Genomic DNA, 16,915 nt, shown 5'->3' on the forward strand with positions numbered 1-16,915 from the left:
TTGGCAATATCGATACCCACATAGGTGTTCATCGCTCGCTCCTGGAGTAGGCTGACAGCGAGAGCACTCCCCCCGATCCCATGCTTGTGGTGCGGACTGCAGGTCCGGTCAACTGTTCGGGCTGAAGGGGGAGGACGGGGTGCGGCGCCCAAACTCCCACTCGTGTTGGGACACTGCGCACTGACGGGCTGCCGCACCTCGCTCTCACCTCAAACTGTAGTCCTGCCCAAGACACAAGCGCCTCAAGGCGCGGGCGGGGTGTTTGAGTGGCAGCTGCCGTCGCCGCGGCTGTGCGGGGCACGGGTGCGGTAGATATCCAGCCCGCCGGCGCGGGGCGAAGCGGCGCTGCCGGCCAGCAGCAGTTCGGCTGGCATGCTGTGGTCGCGCCCGGCCGCCTGGGTCTGGCCCTGGCCATCATTGAAGGACAGCGGCAACGGCTCGCCCTGCTGCCACTGGCCGCCGGCGCACCAGATGTGCTGCAGGCGGCTGCGGCCATCAGCCAGGACCTGGGTCACCACCGCATCACCGCGCTGGCCCAGGGCCAGCACCGCGTGGATCTGCCCGGATGCATTGGCCGGCCCGCTGACGGCGCGGGCATCGCTGCCATCGGCATTGGCCTGCCACAGCTGCCAGGCGCCGCTGCGGTTGCTGGCAAACAGCAGGCGTCCGGCCTCATCCAGTGACGGCGAACGCTCGTCGGCGCTGCTGTTGGCCGCAGTCAGGGCCTGCGCCTGTGCTGGGGCATCGGCCGGGGCGCGGTACAGGTCCCAACCGCGGCGTCCCTGCGCCGCGAAGTACAGCCAGCGGCCATCGGCACTGAGGAACGGGTCGCGCTGGGCGCTGCCTGCCTCCACCGGCAAGGGCTGCGGCTGGCCCCAGCGCTTGTCCTCCAGTTGGGCCTGCCACAGGCGCCAGCGGCCGTCGCGGTCACTGGCAAACACGATGCGCAGGGCATCGGCGCTGACACTGGCACCGGCCTCGTTGGCCTTGGTCGAGACCCGCCCCATGCCTTCGATGCCGTACTCATTGAGCGCCAGTGCACAGGGCGCGCAGGCTACACTGGCCAGCAGTGCCAACAGGGTCGGGATCACGCGCATCATCAGGTTCCGGCGATAAATTGCCCATCAGTTTACGCAAGCAGGAGCACGGTCATGTCCGCCCTACACGCCGTATTCGGCCAGCCGATCAGCCATTCGCGTTCGCCTGCCATCCATGCCGCCTTCGGCCAGGCCGAAGGCATTGCCCTGCAGTACCGCACCATCGAAACCGGGGTGGACAGCTTCCCGGCGGCGCTGCAGGCGTTCTTCGAGGAGGGCGGGCGCGGGGCCAATGTCACCCTGCCGCTGAAGGAGGCCGCCTTTGCCCTGTGCGGCAGCCATGGCACCGCCGCGCGCCGTGCCGGTGCGGTCAACACCCTGGTCTGGCAGCAGGACCACTGGCATGGCGAGAACACCGACGGCAGCGGCCTGGTGCGTGACCTCACCTCCCGTCACGGGTTGGACCTGCGCGGTTGCCGGGTGTTGCTGCTCGGTGCCGGCGGCGCTGCCCGTGGGGTGGCACCGGCCCTGCTCGATGCCGGCATCACCGAACTGGTGGTGGCCAACCGCACCCCGGCGCGGGCCGATACCCTGGTCGACGCCCTGGGTGAGCCGGGCCGGGCGGTTTCCGCCTACTGGGAAGCGCTGAACGAGCAGGGCGATTTTGAAATCATCATCAATGCCACCTCGGCCGCGCGCAGCGATACCCCGCCGCCGAAGCTGTCGCTGGGATTGGTCAACTCGCGCACCTCGGCGGTGGACCTGAACTACGGCGCCGCCGCGGTACCGTTCCTGTCCTGGGCGCGGGCGGCCGGCTGCCGCAAGCAGATCGACGGCCTGGGCATGCTGGTGGAACAGGCCGCCGCCGCGTTCCATCTGTGGCATGGTCGCCACCCCGACACCGACCCGGTCTACGCCCAGTTGCGGACCCAGACCGGTTGATCCTTTTGAAGTGAGTGGCAATGGACAGTTCGCAGTTGTTGTTTTCCCTGTTGACCAGCGTCGGCGTGCGCATGCCGGTGATCATCGCCCTGGGCGTGGCCATCATCCTGCTGGCCGATGCCCCGGCCGGGCGTGTGCGCACGGTGGCCCGCAGTGGCCTGGCGGTGCTGCTGGGCGCGGTGCTGGCCGAGGCCCTGCTCACCGTGTTGCCGGTGCTGCTGGTGGTGCAGGGCAAGTTCGATGCGGTGGCCAGCCTGAGCAGCAGCATGGGCGTGGCCCGTTTCGTGGTCGCCCTGATCCAGGCCGGCGCCTTCGTGGCCCTGGCCTGGGCCTTGGTCCACGGCCTGCGCCAGCGGCCTGACGCGCCGCGCTGAGCCGGCCACGCCCTGAACCGGCGCAGGCGCGGCCTGGCCGGGCATGGGACAATGCCCGGCTAGCCGTAGCCAGGATGCCCCACGCGTGAGTGATTCCGCGCCCGCCCCCCGCCAGCTCGACGACAGCCTCAAGGATGCCGTCCGCCAGACCTATGCCCAGCTGCAGGCCAACACGCCCGGCTTCAAGGTGCGGCGTGCGCAGAGCCAGATGATCGGTGCGGTCAGCCGCGCGCTGGGCAACAGTGGTGGCGTGGCCGTGGTCGAGGCGCCGACCGGCGTGGGCAAGTCGCTGGGCTACCTCACCGCCGGCGTGCCGATTGCCCTGGCCAGCAAGAAGACCCTGGTCATCTCCACCGGCACGGTGGCCCTGCAGGGCCAGCTGTTCGAGCGCGACATCCCCAATTTCCTCAAGGCCACCGGGCTGGAGGCCTCGGTGGCCCTGGCCAAGGGCCGCACCCGCTACCTGTGCACGCGCAATGCCGCCGAAGTGCAGGGCGAGGGCGGCCAGGAAGGCCTGTTCGGTGACGAGCCGGCCCTGTTCGACCGCCCGCTGGCCCCGGTGGAGATCGACGTGGCCACGCGTCTGACCGAGGCCTGGATGGCCGGCAGCTGGGATGGCGACCTGGACAACGCGCCGGAGGCGATCACGCCCAACCTGCGCGCCACCATCACCACCCCCGCTTCGGGTTGTGCCGGCCGCCGCTGCGCCTACGCCGCCAACTGCCCGGTGCTGCGCGCGCGCACCAAGGTGCGCGAGGCGCAGATCGTGGTCACCAACCATGCCCTGCTGCTGTCCGCGCTCAACCTGGGCGACCTGGATGCCGGCCAGCCCTTGCTGGCCCCGCCCGGCGACATGCTGCTGGTGCTCGATGAAGGCCACCACATCGGCAATGTGGCCATCGGCCAGGGCGCGGCCAGCCTGGCCCTGGATGCGATGGGCAAGCGCAGCAACCGCCTGCAGGTGCTGATCAACGCCGCCTACCGCGCGGTGGACAAGGACACCATCTCCAACCAGCACCCGAACGAGGCGATCGAACTGGCCGCGCGGGTGAGCAAGCTGCTCAAGGCCTTCCGCGACCAGGTGGCGATGGGCTGGCAGCCCAGCGACGAGACCCTGGAGCCACAGTGGCGCGCACCGGAAGGGCGCCTGCCGGAAGCCTGGATGCCGGCCGTGCACGAGCTGGCCGAGGACACCCGCGCGCTGTACAACTGGTTCCATGCCGCCACCTCGCTGGTGGCCAAGGGCAAGGACAAGGACGGCGCCGATGCCGGGCGCGAGAAGCTGCAGCGCAATCTGGGCATGGCCAGCGAACAGGTGCAGGCCATGCACGAGCTGTGGAGCGTGTGGAAGCGTGAGGATGCCGAAGGCGCACCGCCGATGGCGCGCTGGATCACCCAGGACCGCGATGGCGACTTCATCCTGCACGGCTCGCCGATTTCCGCCGCCCAGGTGCTGCGCAAGCTGATGTGGGACAGCGTGGACTCGGTGGTGATGACCTCGGCCACCCTCACCGGTGGCGGCGGTTTCCAGCACCTGGCCATCGACAACGGCATTCCCGAGGACGCGGAGATGATCGCGCTGGATTCCCCGTTCGACCTGGCCAACCAGGCGCAGCTGATCGTGCCCAAGTTCCCGGTGGCACCGGATGACCGCCAGCGCCATCCGATCGAAGTGGCCAACTACCTGGAAAAGGAGCTGGACTGGGACAAGGGCTCGATGGTGCTGTTCACCTCGCGCTGGAAGATGGAAAAGGTCGCCTCGTTGCTGCCCAGCCGCCGCCGCGAGCGGGTGCTGGTGCAGGGCGAAACGGCCAAGCAGAAGATGATCGACGAACACCTGCGCCGCACCGCTGCGGGTGAAGGTTCGGTGCTGTTCGGCCTGAACTCCTTCGGCGAAGGCCTGGACCTGCCCGGCGAGGCCTGCACCACGGTGGTGATCACCCAGGTGCCGTTTGCCGTGCCCACCGACCCGCAGACCGCCACCCTGGGCGAGTGGATGGAGCGGCGCGGGCACAACGCCTTCAACCTGATCGCCATCCCGCATGCCCTGCGTACCCTGACCCAGTTTGCCGGCCGCCTGATCCGCACCAATGATGACCACGGCCGGGTGATCATCCTCGATTCGCGCCTGCTCACCCGCCGCTACGGCCAACGCATCATCGATGCGCTGCCGCCGTTCAAGCGGGTCATTGGATAACCATGAAGACCGATGTTTCTACCGTGATCGCCTGCCTGCAGGGCGCCGATCCACGCCTGGCCCAGTTGGCCGATGGCCGCCTGTGGGATGGCGCGGCGGCGGCCTTGAGCCCGGCCGGGCAGGCCCTGCTGCGCGCCCTGCTGGACCAGCAGGCGGTGACCCAGGCCCAGGCCGAAGTCAGCGCAGTGGCCGACATCCTGCGCCGCGACCAGAAGTTCGCCCCGCCGGGCCGGCCCTCCCTGCACCTGGTGCAGCTGCGCCGCCAGCAATCGGCCGTGCAGCAGGCCGAACGTCTGGCCCGCCAGGTGGCAGCGGCCAGCGCCAGCGGCTTCATCAAGCAGGCTGGACTGACCCTCAAGCCGGGCATCGCTGCCGGTGAGTTCATGGCCAAGTGGGTCGCCCGCCTGCCGTTGTAATCCAGCGCCGGACAAGCGTCGCGGCGGGCGCCGCTCCCACAAGGGCAGGTTTTGTGGGAGCGCCTCAAGGCGCGAAAGCCCGCTGGCTTTGAACCCCATGAACGGCCGGTTGGCTTGGCCCGTCATTGCCCTGTCGCGGCGGGCGCCGCTCCCACAAGTGCTGGTGTTGTGGCTTTTGTAGGAGCGCCTCAAGGCGCGATCAGCTGGTGAGCCTCAGGCGGCTGCGGGCATGCCCACGGTGTAGGCGGTCATCGACAGCGAGCCCAGGGCATAGCCATCGGTAAGCACGTCGACCTTGTCGCCACCGGCAGCGGCCAGGCCGGCGATGTAGTACAGCGGCAGCAGGTGCTCGTCGGTGGGCACGGCCATGGCGTAGTCGCGGTGGCTGGCCAGGGCGGCGATGTCGCCGGGGCGGCCAAGCATCAATTCGCGGGCATGCTCGTCAAAGCGCTGGGCCCAGTCGGTACCGCTGTCGGGGCGGTTCCAGTCCAGCACGCGCAGGTTGTGCACCACGTTGCCGCTGCCCATCACCAGGATGCCGCGCTGGCGCAGGGCGGCCAGGGCCGCGCCCATCTGCACATGGTAGGCGGCCGGCTTGCTGGCGTTGAGGGACAGCTGCACCACCGGGATGTCGGCATCGGGGAAGGCATGGCACAGCACCGACCAGGTGCCGTGGTCCAGGCCCCAGTGCTCGCTGTCGGCATACACGGTGTCGATGATGTCCGGCTGCACCAGTTCGGCGATCTCGCCGACCAGCTCGGGCAGGCCCGGGGCCGGGTACTGCATGGCGAACAGTTCGGGCGGGAAACCGCCAAAATCATGGATGGTGCGCGGGCGCGCCATCGCGGTGACCGCCGTGGCGTTGATGTGCCAGTGCGCGGACACCATCAGGATCGCCCGCGGGCGCGGCACGGCCTTGCCGAAGGCCTGCCAGGCGGCGGTATGCCGGTTGTTTTCCAGCGCGTTCATGGGGGAGCCGTGGCCGATGAAGGCCGCCGGCATCAGGATCTCGGACATGACAGGCCCTTTGCATAAGCAGGCCCGCAGGGTCGCACAACCGGTGTGGCGCAATGTCGGCAGCACTGGAACACACCCATGTGCAAATGCCGACGATGTATGTCGGCACTGGGTTTGTGACCGGGCCGCAAGGGCGACCCGGCCGGTGTTGGTTCAGGCTTCCAGGGCCGCAGCGGGGCCGAAGAACTCGTAGCGGATCTGGGCCTCGGGTACGCCGGCCTGGCGCAACAGCTGCCTGACCTGGGCCATGAACGGCTTGGGGCCGAGGAAGTAGGCGTCCACATCGCGTTCGGCCGGCAGCCATTGCTCCAGCAGCTCGGCGCGCAACAACCCCTGGGCATCGGCCACATCACCGCTCAGCGGCTCGCTGTAGCAGGTGTAGCTGCGCAGCTGCGGATGCTGGTGCTGCTTGTGCGCCAGATGCGCGCCGAAGGCATGGGCCTGGCTGTTGCGGGCGCAGTGGATGAAGTGCACCGGGCGGCCATCGGCCAGTGCCTTGTCCAGCATTGGCAAGGTCGGGGTGATGCCCACGCCGCCGCTGATCAGCACCACCGGGCGCTGGCCGTCGGCCAGGGTGAAATCGCCGGCCGGGGCAAACAGCTCCAGGCTGTCGCCCACCTGCACATGGTCATGCAGGTGGCCGGAAACCACACCGCCGGGCTCGCGCTTGACGCTGATGCGGTAGCTGCGGCCGTTCGGGCTGCCCGACAGCGAGTAGTTGCGGCGTACCTCGTTGCCGTCCAGCAGCAGGCGCATGCCGAGGTACTGGCCGGGCAGGAAGTCCACCACGGCACCGCCATCGACCGGCACCAGGTGGAAGGAGGTGATCTCGCTGGACTCGGCCACCTTGTCTGCCACACGGAAGCGGCGCGCACCGCGCCAGCCGCCGGGCGCATCGGCGGTGGCGGCATAGACCGACTCCTCCGCGCCGATCAGGATGTCGGCCAGCATCTGATAGGCCGCGCCCCAGGCATCGAGGATGGCATCGGTGGCAATCTCCGGCCCCAGTACCTCGCGGATGGAGCGCAGCAGGTAATGGCCGACGATCGGGTAATGCTCGGGCAGCACCTGCAGGGCCACATGCTTGTGCACGATCTGCCCGACCAACGGGCCCAGCGCCTGGAGCCGGTCGATGTTCTTGGCATACATCAGCACGGCATTGGCCAGCGCACGCGGCTGGTCCCCCTTGGCCTGGTGGGCCTGGTTGAACAGCGGACGCACCTGCTCGCTCTCACTGAGCATCAGCCGGTAGAAATGGCTGGTCAGTGCTTCGCCGCCAGTTTCCAGCAGCGGGACAGTGGCCTTGATCAGGTCGCGTTGGCTATCGGTCAGCATGTTTCCACTCCAGGTGGATGAAAGTTGTCTTTCCCATAGCAGGGGCTGTGCCAGTTTTTGCATCCTTTTCATTCAATGGTTTGCAGCGCCATGGGTTAAAGTGACACGCATGAGCCAGTGTCCAATCCACACGCTGGGTGTCTCTTTGACAACCAATCCGTTCATGGCCGAGGTCATTCCGCTGATCGATGACCTGGCCACTGAAATGCCGGCGAGCGAGCGTTACCAGCGTCTGCTCGGGGTGCTGCGGCGGCTGTTGCCCTGCGATGCGGTGGCCCTGCTGCAACTGGAGGGCGATCAGCTGCAGCCGCTGGCGGTGGAGGGCTTGAGCCTGGATACCCTGGGCCGCCGTTTCCGCCTGGATGCGCATCCGCGTCTGGCACAGCTGGTACAGGCCGATGGCCCGCTGCATTTCGCCACCGATTGCGATCTCCCCGATCCTTATGACGGCTTGGTCGAATCGGTGCATGGCCAGCTGGAGGTGCACGACTGCATGGGCTGCGTGCTGCGTCTGGACGGCCAGGTCTGGGGCCTGTTGACCCTGGATGCGCTGTTGCCCGGCACCTTCGGTACGGTGGAACTGGCACGTCTGGAGGCTTTCGCCCGGCTGGCTGCGGTGATCGTGCGCACCGTGCAGCGGATCGACCGGCTGGCCCTGCAGCTGCGGGAGCAGCAGCGCGATGCCGAACAGTGGCGGGCGCTGGCCGGGGCAAGGCCGGAGGCAGAAATGATCGGCCAGAGCGCTGTCTACAAGGCCATGCAGCGCGAATTGCGGCTGGTCGGGCCCAGTGACCTGGGCGTGCTGATCAGTGGCGAGACCGGGGTCGGCAAGGAACTGGTGGCCCGCCAGCTGCACCGCCTGTCCGCGCGCTGTGGGCGTCCGATGGTGGTGATCAACTGTGCGGCCCTGCCCGATACGCTGGTGGAAAGCGAATTGTTCGGCCATGTGCGTGGCGCCTTCACCGGTGCGGTGGGCGAGCGCCGGGGCCGTTTTGAACTGGCCGATGGCGGCACCCTGTTCCTGGACGAGGTCGGTGAGTTGCCCTTGCCGGTCCAGGCCAAGTTGTTGCGCGTGTTGCAGAGCGGGCAGCTGCAGCGGGTGGGCTCGGACCGTGAGCATCATGTGGATGTACGGGTGATTGCCGCCACCAACCGTGACCTGGCCAACGAAGTGCGGGCCGGCCGTTTCCGTGCCGATCTCTACCACCGGCTGGGAGCCTACCCATTACGGGTGCCCTCGCTGCGCGAGCGCGAACGGGATGTGCTGCTGCTGGCCGGCAGCTTCCTGGAGCAGGCGCGCGGCCGTCTGGGCCTGCGCGGCCTGCGGCTTACCGATACGGCACGCCAGGCACTGCTGGGGTATGACTGGCCGGGCAATGTGCGTGAGCTGGAGCACCTGATTGGCCGCGCGGTGCTGCGGGCCCAGGCGCTGGCCACTGATGGGGCGCGGCGCATTCTCAGTGTCGATGCGCGGGCGCTGGATCTGGCACTGTCGCCCACGGCGGAGGTGCTGCCCGAGCCGATGCAGGTGGCTGCCGGGTCGGCGTCTGCCCCGGCCGATGACGGTGCCGGCATGGGGTTGAAGCAGGCACTGGATGCGTTCCAGCGCACGCACATCAGCGCGGTGCTGCAGCGTCACCATGGCAACTGGGCCGCCTGTGCCCGTGAGCTGGAGGTGGACCGTGCCAACCTGCACCGGCTTGCACGCCGGCTCGGGCTCAAGCCGGGGGCTTGATGCCGCTGCCTGCACAGCCTCCAGGCCGGATCGGTGCCGGGAGGGCATTGGGCGGGGAAACGGATCGGGCCGACAGCCTCGATGAGGCCAGGGGGCGCGGGCTTATTCGCCGCGCTTGTTCAACGCCGAGGTCAGTGCGGCGGCATCGCTGCGCGACAGGAACAGGTATTCCAGGTCGCAACCGCCGAAGTCGTCTTCCAGCTCCTGCTGGCGTACCGGGTGGGAGCCGAAGCGGTAGCGTTCGTTGCCCGTTTCCGGGTCGATCACCAGGTACACGCCAAAGCTGGGCGGGCTGGTCAGGGTGCCCTCGATGCGCACGGAGGACGGTTCAATGGCGCGCTGGATCAGTTCTTCGGTATCGATCATGGCGGTGGCTGCGGTCAGGCAGTGGGGCTTTGGGGGTGGCTCGCCGGTGCAGGGTCCGGCGATGACGGCGCCATCCTAGATCGACAGCCGGGGGTTTGCATCCACCCGGCTTTCAAGTTTTTGACTGTGCGACAGCCTGCGCTCAGTTTTCCCGCATCAGCCGCGGCGGCGGCGGGCCAGGGCGCTGCCGGCGGCGATCACCGCGGCCAGGGTGGCCATCGACAGGAACTGGATGCGGGTGGCCTGGCCGGCCAGCAGCAGCACGAAGATCATGCCCAGGATGACCAGGCCCAGGCCGGTCAGCCACGGGAAGCCGGCCATGCGGAACGGCAGCGCAGTGCCGGCCTTGTCGGCGCGGCGGCGCAGCACCCACTGCGAGAGCAGGGCCAGGGTCCACACCAGCAGGCAGGTGCAGCCGACGATGTTGAGCAGCACCGGCAGCACCTGGTCCGGGTACAGCAGCTCCATCACGGTGGCGGCAAAGCCGAAGGCCACGCTGGCCAGCACGGCGGCCACCGGCACGGCCGATGCATTGGTACGGGCGAGCAGGGCCGGCGCTTCCTGGCGGCGGGCCAGCGAATAGACCATGCGCGAGGCGCCGTACAGGTTGGCATTGAGGGCCGAAAGCAGGGCGATCACCGCGATCAGGGTGATTGCCGTGGCCGCACCGGGGATGTTGGCCACGTCCAGCACGGCGGCGAACGGGGATTTGAGCGCCGGGCTGTTCCACGGCACCACGGCCACGATCACGCTGATCGAGCCTAGGTAGAACACCGCGATGCGCCAGGCCACGGTGCGTACCGCGCGCGCCAGCGAGGGGCCGGGGTCGGCGGTTTCGGCCGCGGCCACGGCCACGATCTCGGTGCCACCGAAGGCGAACACCACCACCAGCAGGGCCGCGCCGATACCGGCCAGGCCGTTGGGGGCAAAGCCGCCATGGGCGGTGAAGTTGCTCCAGCCCGGCGATTGCACCGCGGGCAGGGCCCCGGCCAGCAGGGCAATGCCGATGGCGATGAAGGCCAGGATGGCCAGGATCTTCAGCAGCGAGAACCAGAACTCGAAGGCGCCGAAGTTCTTCACCCCGAGCAGGTTGATCACGGTGAACACCACCATGAAGCCCAGGGCGGTGAGCGGCACCGACAGCTGCGGCCACACCGTGGCCAGCAGACCGGCCGCACCCACTGCCTCGGCGGCGATCACGATCACCAGCTGCAGCCACCACAGCCAGCCGATGGTGGCCCCGGCGGTCGGGCCCAGGGCGTCGGTGGCATACACCGAGAAGGCGCCGCTGGCCGGTTTGGCCGCAGCCATCTCGCCGATGGCATGCATGACGATGATCACCATCGCCCCGGCGATCAGGTAGGAGACCAACACGGCCGGGCCGGCGGCGGCAATGCCGACGCCCGAACCCAGGAACAGGCCGGCGCCGATGGCACTGCCCAGGCCCATCATCACCAATTGGCCGGGGGTGAGCGACTGCCCCAGGGCAGGCGCGGAAGCAGGAGTGGGGGACATGGAAACAGGTGGGCTGGGGGACCGCCCACCTTAACTGGTTTGGCTGGCCGAGGTGGCCACCAAAGGTCATTACCTGTTGCCGCCGGCGTCGGCCTCAGCCTGCCTGCCTGGCCGGGAACAGGGTCCAGGCCATCAGTGCCGAGACCGTGGCGCACAGCGCCATGATCTGCACCAGGCCGATGGCGCTGTGGGCCACCAGCACCCCGGCCCCGGCGCTGACCAGGGCACCGGCGCCGAACTGCAACGAGCCCATCAGGGCCGAGGCGGTGCCGGCCACCGGCCCCTGCTGGGCCATTGCCAGCTGGCTGCCGGTGGGCATGATCAGGCCGAGCAGGGCCACGGCCAGGAACAGCCCGCTGCACAGCACCGCCAGATGGGTGATGCCGGCGGCAAAGCAGGCCAGCACGGCCAGCATCACCAGGGCGTAGCCGGTGTTGGCGCGGCGGTAGGTGCGCTGCACGCCCCACAGCGCATGCAGGCGCGGGTTGAGGATGGCGGCAACCACGATGCCCAGCGCATTGAGCGCGAACAGCAGGCTGAAGGCGGTTGGGCTCAGGCCGTAGTGGCGGATCAGCACGGTGGAGGAGCCGGCGATGTAGGCAAAGAAGCCGGCCTGGGCCACCACCAGAGTGGCGGCAAACGGGATGAAGCGGCCATCGCGCAGGATCGACAGGTAGGTCTGCCCGATACGCCCCAGTTGGTAGCCGGCGCGCGCCTGCACGCTGCGGCTTTCCGGCAGCACGGCGGCGCAGGCCAGCATCACCAGTACGCCCCAGGCGGCCATGGCCCAGAAGATCAGCCGCCAGGAGTCCAGCGCCAGCAGGCCATTGCCGGCCAGCGGGGCCAGCACCGGGGCCAGGCCGAGCACGGCCAGCACCAGCGACATCATCTTGCCCATGGCCGGGCCGGCGAACAGGTCCTTGATGATGGCAAAGGCGATCACCATGCCGATCGAGCCGCCCAGGCCCTGGACCAGGCGCCAGGCGTGCAGGGCCGGCAGGCTCGGGGCCAGCGCGCAGCCGATAGCGCCAAGCACGAACACGCTCATGCCGACAAAGATCAGCGGGCGGCGGCCGTATTTGTCGCTGAGCGGGCCATACACCAGCTGGCCGGCCATCAGGCCGAGGAAGAAGGTCATCAGGCTGAGCATGATGGCCCCTTCGCTGGTGCCGAACTCGGTGGCCATCTGCGGGATGGCCGGCAGGTACATGTCGATGCCCAGCGGGCCGGTGGCGGTGAGTGCGGCCAGCAGCAAGGGCAACGCACGGGGGAGGGGCGCGTGCATGGGGATGTCCGGGAAAGGCGGACCGCCCATTATCCGCACACAAACTTGCGCCGATAGATTGTGGTGGCCGGCAAAGTGTGAGCAATCGCGCCACGCGCCGGCGTTGTCTGGCAGGCTGTGGGCCGGTGCTGGCGGCCCGCTTGCGGTCGCCCGGCAGAACCTCGGCAAGGAGTTTGGTGTGATGCGATTTCTGGATTTCAGCTCCTGGCAGGGCGTGATGACCACCCTGGCCAGCCTGCTGGTGATCACCCTGATGGGCGTGGGTATCCGCCTGGTGCTGATGCAGACGGTGCAGGCGCGTCAGCAGGCGGCCAACCGGCAGATCAACGAACGCCTGAAGACCCTGATTGCCGCCTACAAGACCCTGGGCGGCTCGTTCACCGGTGACCTCAGTGTGGACCCGCGCCACCTGCGCCAATTGCGTCAGCAGGCCGCCGCCCAGGCCGATGTGAGCGTGGCCGCTGCCGCCCTGACCGATACCGATGGCGGCAGCCTGCTGCTGCCGGTCAACGATGCCGACCTGGTCAGCGGCGAGCTGGGCGAGCGCATGCGCCGCACCCGCGATGCGGTGGAGGCGGCGCTGTCGGACATCATCCTGCTCGGCACCGAAGTGCAGGTGCAGCTGGCCGCCCAGGCCGCCGCGCAGATGGTGGCCGGGCAGCCGATCCAGACCGCTGCGCTGGTGGTGTCATTGCGCGATTTCATCCGCGACACCCTGGGCCTGGCGCCGATCCCCACCGGCCTGACCATCCCCGCCCAGGGCCCGGCGCGCCCGGCCAACGCAGGCGGTGGCAAGGGAGGTGGCAAGGACAAGGGGGAAGGCGAGGGCGGCGGTGGCCGTGGTGGTGCCGGCGGAGGCGGAGGCGGTGGCGCCGGTGGCATGGGAATGGGCATGGGCGCTGGCATGGGCGCCGGTTACGGCCTGCGTAGCGGCGATAGCGACAGCTGATCAGATGGATTTGCTGGAGCCCCCTTAAAGCACAGGCTCAGGGAGCATCTGTGGGAGCGGCCCCGGCCGCGACGGCTCGGGAGTTATCGGCAGCACCGGCCCTGGTCCTCCTGTCGCAAGGGGTATCTGCGGGAGTGGTCCCGGCCGCGACGACTTCCGCGCAAGTACGCCCTGGCGCAGACAGCCGAAGCCACTGGATCAATGCCGGTGCCCGCAGCCGCCGTGCTTGTGTTCATGGCCGTGCGTATGGCCCTGCCCGGCCAGCGCCGCTGTGGTGCTCACTTCCACACTCAGGTGGGCCAGCTGCTTCTCGCTGGCCAGCACCTGGTGGATGCCCGCCGCATCCAGCCCATCCGGGCCACGCACGCTGAGCACGCAGGCCCAGCGCTCAGAGGCCACCCGCCACAGGTGCAGGTCGCTGACCTGCACTCCGGGCAGGGTGCCGACCTTGCCGCGGATGCGCGCCACGATGGGGTCGTCCATCTCGGCATCGAGCAGGGCGCGCGAGGTGGTGCGCAGCAGGCCAATGGCCCACCAGGTGATCAGGATCGAGCCAAGCACGCCCATGGCCGGGTCCATCCACGCCGCGCCCCAGGCCCAGCCAGCGATCAGGGCGATGATGGCCAGCACCGAGGTGGCCGCATCAGTGACCACATGCAGGTAGGCCGCGCGCAGGTTCAGGTCGGTATGGCCCTTGCCACTGGCCGGTGCAGCCTCATCGTGGTCGTGGTCGTGGTCGTGGTCGTGGTCGTCATGGCTGTGGCCGTGCCCATGCGAGTGGCCGTGGGAATGACCGTGATGGCTGTGGTCATCCTTCAGCCACCAGGCGCAGACCAGGTTCACCGCCAGGCCCACCACCGCCACCGCGATGGCCTCGCGATACTGCACCGGGCCGGGGTTGAGCAGGCGCTCCACCGATTCCCACACCATCGCCGCCGCGACCAGCAGCAGCATCAGGGCACTGGTGTAGCCGCCCAGCACCTCCACCTTCCAGGTGCCGAAGGCATAGCGCGGGTTGCCGATGTTGCGCCGGGCCACCGCGTAGGCCAGCAGGGTCAGGCCCAGGGCCAGGGTATGGGTGCCCATGTGCCAGCCGTCGGCCAGCAGGGCCATCGAACCGAAGGCCAGGCCGGCCACGATCTCGATCACCATCATCACCGCGGTCAGCACGGTGGCGCGCCGGGTCTTGGCTTCGGCTACCGGGTTGCCGGTGGCAAAGGCCTGTGGATGTTGGCAGTCGGGGCGCAGGGGGCGCGGATCGGGCGTGGTCATGGCAGCGGACCTGGGCTAGGATGGCGGCATCGTATCAGATACCCCGGGGGGGTATGTATGGGGCACCTGAACCATGCCGACAAATCCCTCAAGCAGCGCGTGGCCCGGCTCAAGGGCCAGGTACTGGCACTGGAGCGCGCGCTGGACGGGCAGGCAGGGCACGAGGTGGACTGCCTGGACGTGCTGACCCAGGCTGCTGCCGTGCGCGGAGCTGCGCAGGCACTGATGGTGCAGCTGATGAGCCACCACCTGCGCGAGCATGTGGCGGCCCCCGATGATGCCGGCCAACGCGACAACGGTGCAGAGGAAATGACCGCCGTGCTGGCGCGTTATCTGAAGTAGAGCCACCGGGATATCAGCGCCCGGTGTCGGGCAGGCGGTCCAGCGGGCTGAGCAACCCGCCTGCCCCGCGTCCCAGCACATGGGTATAAATCTGCGTGGTCTTGACGTCCTTGTGGCCAAGCAGTTCCTGCACCGTGCGGATGTCATGCCCACTTTCGAGCAGGTGCGTGGCGAAACAGTGGCGCAGGGTATGGCAGGTCACCGGTTTGATCAGCCCGGCATGGTGGCGGGCGCGTTTGATCGCGCGCTGCATGACATCCTCACCCAGATGGTGGCGCCCGGTACGCCCGCTGCGCGGGTCACGCGAGAGATTGCCGGCCGGGAACAGGTACTGCCAGCCCGGCTCGGTTGCCGCGCCGGGATACTTGCGTGCCAGGGCATGCGGCAGTTCCACCTGGCCCAGCCCGGCAGCCAGGTCTGACTGGTGCACATGCAGGGCACGCTGACGTTGCTGCAGCAAACGTTCGCGCAAGCTCAGCGGCAAAGGCACAAGGCGGTCCTTGTTGCCCTTGCCGCTGCGTACGCAGATTTCCACCCGCTCCATATCCAGGTCCTTGATGCGCAGGCGCAAGGCCTCCATCAACCGCATGCCTGTGCCATAGAGCAGCCGCCCGATCAATTCGGGCAGCCCGTCGGGCAAGGCAGACAGCAGTTGCGCCACCTCGTGCTGGGACAACACGACCGGCAGCCGTCGCGGGCGCTTGGCACGCACCATGTCCTCCATCCACGGCAACTCCACGTCCAGTACCACCCGGTAGAGAAACAACAACGCCGACAGCGCCTGGTTCTGGGTGGCGGCGGCTACTTGCCCTTGCATGGCCAACCCGCTGAGGAAGCGTTCCACCTCCGCGCCGCCCAGCTCGCGCGGGTGCTGCCTGTTGTTGGCCAGGATGAAACGGCGGATCCAGCCCACGTACGCCTGCTCGGTACGCAGGCTGTAGTGACGCAGGCGGATTCGTTCACGCACCACCTCCAGCAACCGCGGGGAATGACCTGCCGTTACACCCGCATCCTTGGGGGAATAATCCATAGCACCGCACTCCTGCGACATAACGCCCACAGACTGCGGCACCGGCGAGGGGCAGGGCTGTCATGCAAGGTGTTGATGCTGCATAGGGTGATGCCTGTTCACTTTGTCGTCGCGATGCGCCACACTCGGCAAATATGCCGCAATTAGGCGGCCTACTAGGTGTTAGCAGGCAAGAAATGTCCGAAGTATTTTACTGCAAAGGCTGGTTTAGAGCCAAAAAACGTGCTCTAGAACCGTACACCGCTGTACAAGCGCAGGCGCTTCACGAAGGCGGTGAGCTTTACTGTGCACTAATCGGCTCCCATACCAATCCCACCTGCTTTCTCGAAGTGAAGAGGGGCTTTGTCGGGGTAGGCTTCCTTGATGAGAAGCTCAGAGAGGTACTTTCTTACTCATTTCAAGAGGAAGAGCCAGGCAAGCTTTTCCTTTCAATGGCTACACACCGTGAATTTGAGCCAAACTCTGACAAGGTTCTTAAAGGTACTAGCTACATATTTAGCCTTGATGGAAAGCTAATCATAAGAAGAGAAGTGTTTTCCCCTTCGCACAAGCTTGATAGTGCAGAGCGCATCACAGATATAAGCGCTAACTGGGAGCCTTTTCCCAAATTTGGCAGCTACGGTCATTTAGTAAAAGCAGAGCGTTAATGCCTGCTAACAAATCAATCTAGCGGACCCGCTAAAGCGGGCCGCTAATTTCCAACGTTAGGCCGCAGGACGAGCACATGGCTTTCTACATTCTTATCGACAAGGTTTTGGAGACAGAGAGCGAGGCGCTCTATCGCTTCTACGACACCGCGCATCCAGACGAGGTCGGAGAGCTTCGCCTGGACAAGACCAGCGAAACCATTGAGATGACAAAGCCTTCTCGGGAAGTATTCTTCAACCGAGCCGCCACGAAGATCGCACGCCACTTTCGTGAGGGCAGCCTTCCGGACAGCACATGCTGGGCATCATGAGTAGAGTCCTACTCTCTGGCCACAACAGACTGCGGCCTAACAGTTCATGTATGGACTCCCCCGTCAAATCCTGGCGGCACGATGTTGTGAAGCTTCAGCTTCACGGCATGTGATTCTTCATTTTGCATCCTGCTGAAACTTTTTC

General features: G+C 67.4%; 17 protein-coding genes. 9 read left to right on the top strand and 8 right to left on the bottom strand.

Translation table 11 applies throughout. The features are described from left to right. Window positions 1-242: 242 nt before the first annotated feature. Window positions 243-1,097 (bottom strand): TolB family protein, encoded by an 855-nt coding sequence (locus ABB30_RS09875; RefSeq protein ID WP_083489805.1) that lies wholly within the window; start codon window positions 1,095-1,097, stop codon window positions 243-245. 54 nt (window positions 1,098-1,151) lie between these two features. On the opposite strand from ABB30_RS09875, the gene aroE reads away from it, so the two are divergent. Genes aroE through ABB30_RS16595 form a run of 4 tightly spaced genes read left to right on the top strand, consistent with a single transcriptional unit; the run spans window position 1,152 to window position 4,966 of the window. Continuing rightward, window positions 1,152-1,979, top strand: a complete 828-nt coding sequence (aroE, locus tag ABB30_RS09880) for a shikimate dehydrogenase (protein ID WP_057638148.1) — start codon at window positions 1,152-1,154, stop codon at window positions 1,977-1,979. A 20-nt stretch (window positions 1,980-1,999) separates the two neighbouring features. Beyond that, on the top strand, window positions 2,000-2,353 hold the full coding sequence (locus ABB30_RS09885; RefSeq protein ID WP_057638149.1) for a hypothetical protein: 354 nt from the start codon (window positions 2,000-2,002) through the stop codon (window positions 2,351-2,353). A gap of 43 nt (window positions 2,354-2,396) precedes the next feature. Then, window positions 2,397-4,550, top strand: a complete 2,154-nt coding sequence (gene dinG / locus ABB30_RS09890; RefSeq protein WP_057638150.1) for an ATP-dependent DNA helicase DinG — start codon at window positions 2,397-2,399, stop codon at window positions 4,548-4,550. A 2-nt stretch (window positions 4,551-4,552) separates the two neighbouring features. After that, the gene (locus tag ABB30_RS16595; RefSeq protein WP_057638151.1) at window positions 4,553-4,966 is read left to right on the top strand and encodes a hypothetical protein; all 414 of its coding nucleotides are present in this window, start codon (window positions 4,553-4,555) and stop codon (window positions 4,964-4,966) included. A 213-nt stretch (window positions 4,967-5,179) separates the two neighbouring features. Here ABB30_RS16595 and ygiD read toward each other — a convergent pair whose 3' ends face one another. Together ygiD and hmpA are read right to left on the bottom strand one after the other, a co-directional pair. Beyond that, window positions 5,180-5,983 carry a 4,5-DOPA-extradiol-dioxygenase gene (gene ygiD / locus ABB30_RS09900; protein ID WP_245626478.1) on the bottom strand — a complete coding sequence of 268 codons (804 nt, stop codon included), beginning with the start codon at window positions 5,981-5,983 and terminating at the stop codon, window positions 5,180-5,182. A gap of 153 nt (window positions 5,984-6,136) precedes the next feature. Then, window positions 6,137-7,318 (bottom strand): NO-inducible flavohemoprotein, encoded by a 1,182-nt coding sequence (hmpA, locus tag ABB30_RS09905; RefSeq protein ID WP_057638152.1) that lies wholly within the window; start codon window positions 7,316-7,318, stop codon window positions 6,137-6,139. Window positions 7,319-7,481: 163 nt separating this feature from the next. Here hmpA and norR point away from each other — a divergent pair, with 163 nt between their 5' ends. Then, window positions 7,482-9,053 carry a nitric oxide reductase transcriptional regulator NorR gene (norR, locus tag ABB30_RS09910; protein ID WP_211263478.1) on the top strand — a complete coding sequence of 524 codons (1,572 nt, stop codon included), beginning with the start codon at window positions 7,482-7,484 and terminating at the stop codon, window positions 9,051-9,053. A gap of 102 nt (window positions 9,054-9,155) precedes the next feature. Here norR and ABB30_RS09915 read toward each other — a convergent pair whose 3' ends face one another. The 3 genes from ABB30_RS09915 to ABB30_RS09925 all read right to left on the bottom strand — a co-directional run bounded on the left by ABB30_RS09915 (window position 9,156) and on the right by ABB30_RS09925 (window position 12,219). Beyond that, on the bottom strand, window positions 9,156-9,419 hold the full coding sequence (locus ABB30_RS09915) for a hypothetical protein (protein WP_057638154.1): 264 nt from the start codon (window positions 9,417-9,419) through the stop codon (window positions 9,156-9,158). Between the two features lie 156 nt (window positions 9,420-9,575). Next, window positions 9,576-10,934 (bottom strand): amino acid permease, encoded by a 1,359-nt coding sequence (locus ABB30_RS09920; protein ID WP_057638155.1) that lies wholly within the window; start codon window positions 10,932-10,934, stop codon window positions 9,576-9,578. 94 nt (window positions 10,935-11,028) lie between these two features. Then, window positions 11,029-12,219, bottom strand: a complete 1,191-nt coding sequence (locus ABB30_RS09925; RefSeq protein WP_211263479.1) for a multidrug effflux MFS transporter — start codon at window positions 12,217-12,219, stop codon at window positions 11,029-11,031. A gap of 181 nt (window positions 12,220-12,400) precedes the next feature. On the opposite strand from ABB30_RS09925, the gene ABB30_RS09930 reads away from it, so the two are divergent. Then, the gene (locus ABB30_RS09930) at window positions 12,401-13,168 is read left to right on the top strand and encodes a hypothetical protein (protein WP_057638161.1); all 768 of its coding nucleotides are present in this window, start codon (window positions 12,401-12,403) and stop codon (window positions 13,166-13,168) included. A gap of 198 nt (window positions 13,169-13,366) precedes the next feature. Here the strand turns inward: ABB30_RS09930 and dmeF are convergent, their stop codons facing one another. Then, on the bottom strand, window positions 13,367-14,440 hold the full coding sequence (gene dmeF, locus ABB30_RS09935) for a CDF family Co(II)/Ni(II) efflux transporter DmeF (protein ID WP_083489803.1): 1,074 nt from the start codon (window positions 14,438-14,440) through the stop codon (window positions 13,367-13,369). 57 nt (window positions 14,441-14,497) lie between these two features. Between dmeF and ABB30_RS09940 the strand changes: the two genes are divergently transcribed. Further along, window positions 14,498-14,782: a metal-sensing transcriptional repressor gene (locus ABB30_RS09940; protein ID WP_057638157.1), complete on the top strand. Its 285-nt coding sequence runs from the start codon at window positions 14,498-14,500 to the stop codon at window positions 14,780-14,782. Window positions 14,783-14,795: 13 nt separating this feature from the next. Here the strand turns inward: ABB30_RS09940 and ABB30_RS09945 are convergent, their stop codons facing one another. Further along, window positions 14,796-15,812 (bottom strand): integron integrase, encoded by a 1,017-nt coding sequence (locus ABB30_RS09945; RefSeq protein ID WP_057638158.1) that lies wholly within the window; start codon window positions 15,810-15,812, stop codon window positions 14,796-14,798. Window positions 15,813-15,988: 176 nt separating this feature from the next. On the opposite strand from ABB30_RS09945, the gene ABB30_RS15780 reads away from it, so the two are divergent. Both ABB30_RS15780 and ABB30_RS09950 read left to right on the top strand, forming a co-directional pair. Beyond that, window positions 15,989-16,459 carry a hypothetical protein gene (locus ABB30_RS15780; protein ID WP_083489804.1) on the top strand — a complete coding sequence of 157 codons (471 nt, stop codon included), beginning with the start codon at window positions 15,989-15,991 and terminating at the stop codon, window positions 16,457-16,459. A gap of 77 nt (window positions 16,460-16,536) precedes the next feature. Further along, entirely contained in the window at window positions 16,537-16,770 is a 234-nt protein-coding gene (locus ABB30_RS09950; RefSeq protein WP_057638159.1) for a hypothetical protein, read from the top strand. Window positions 16,771-16,915: the final 145 nt, after the last annotated feature.

It is taken from the genome of Stenotrophomonas ginsengisoli (genome assembly GCF_001431485.1).
In the GTDB taxonomy this organism is placed as follows: Bacteria; Pseudomonadota; Gammaproteobacteria; order Xanthomonadales; family Xanthomonadaceae; genus Stenotrophomonas; species Stenotrophomonas ginsengisoli.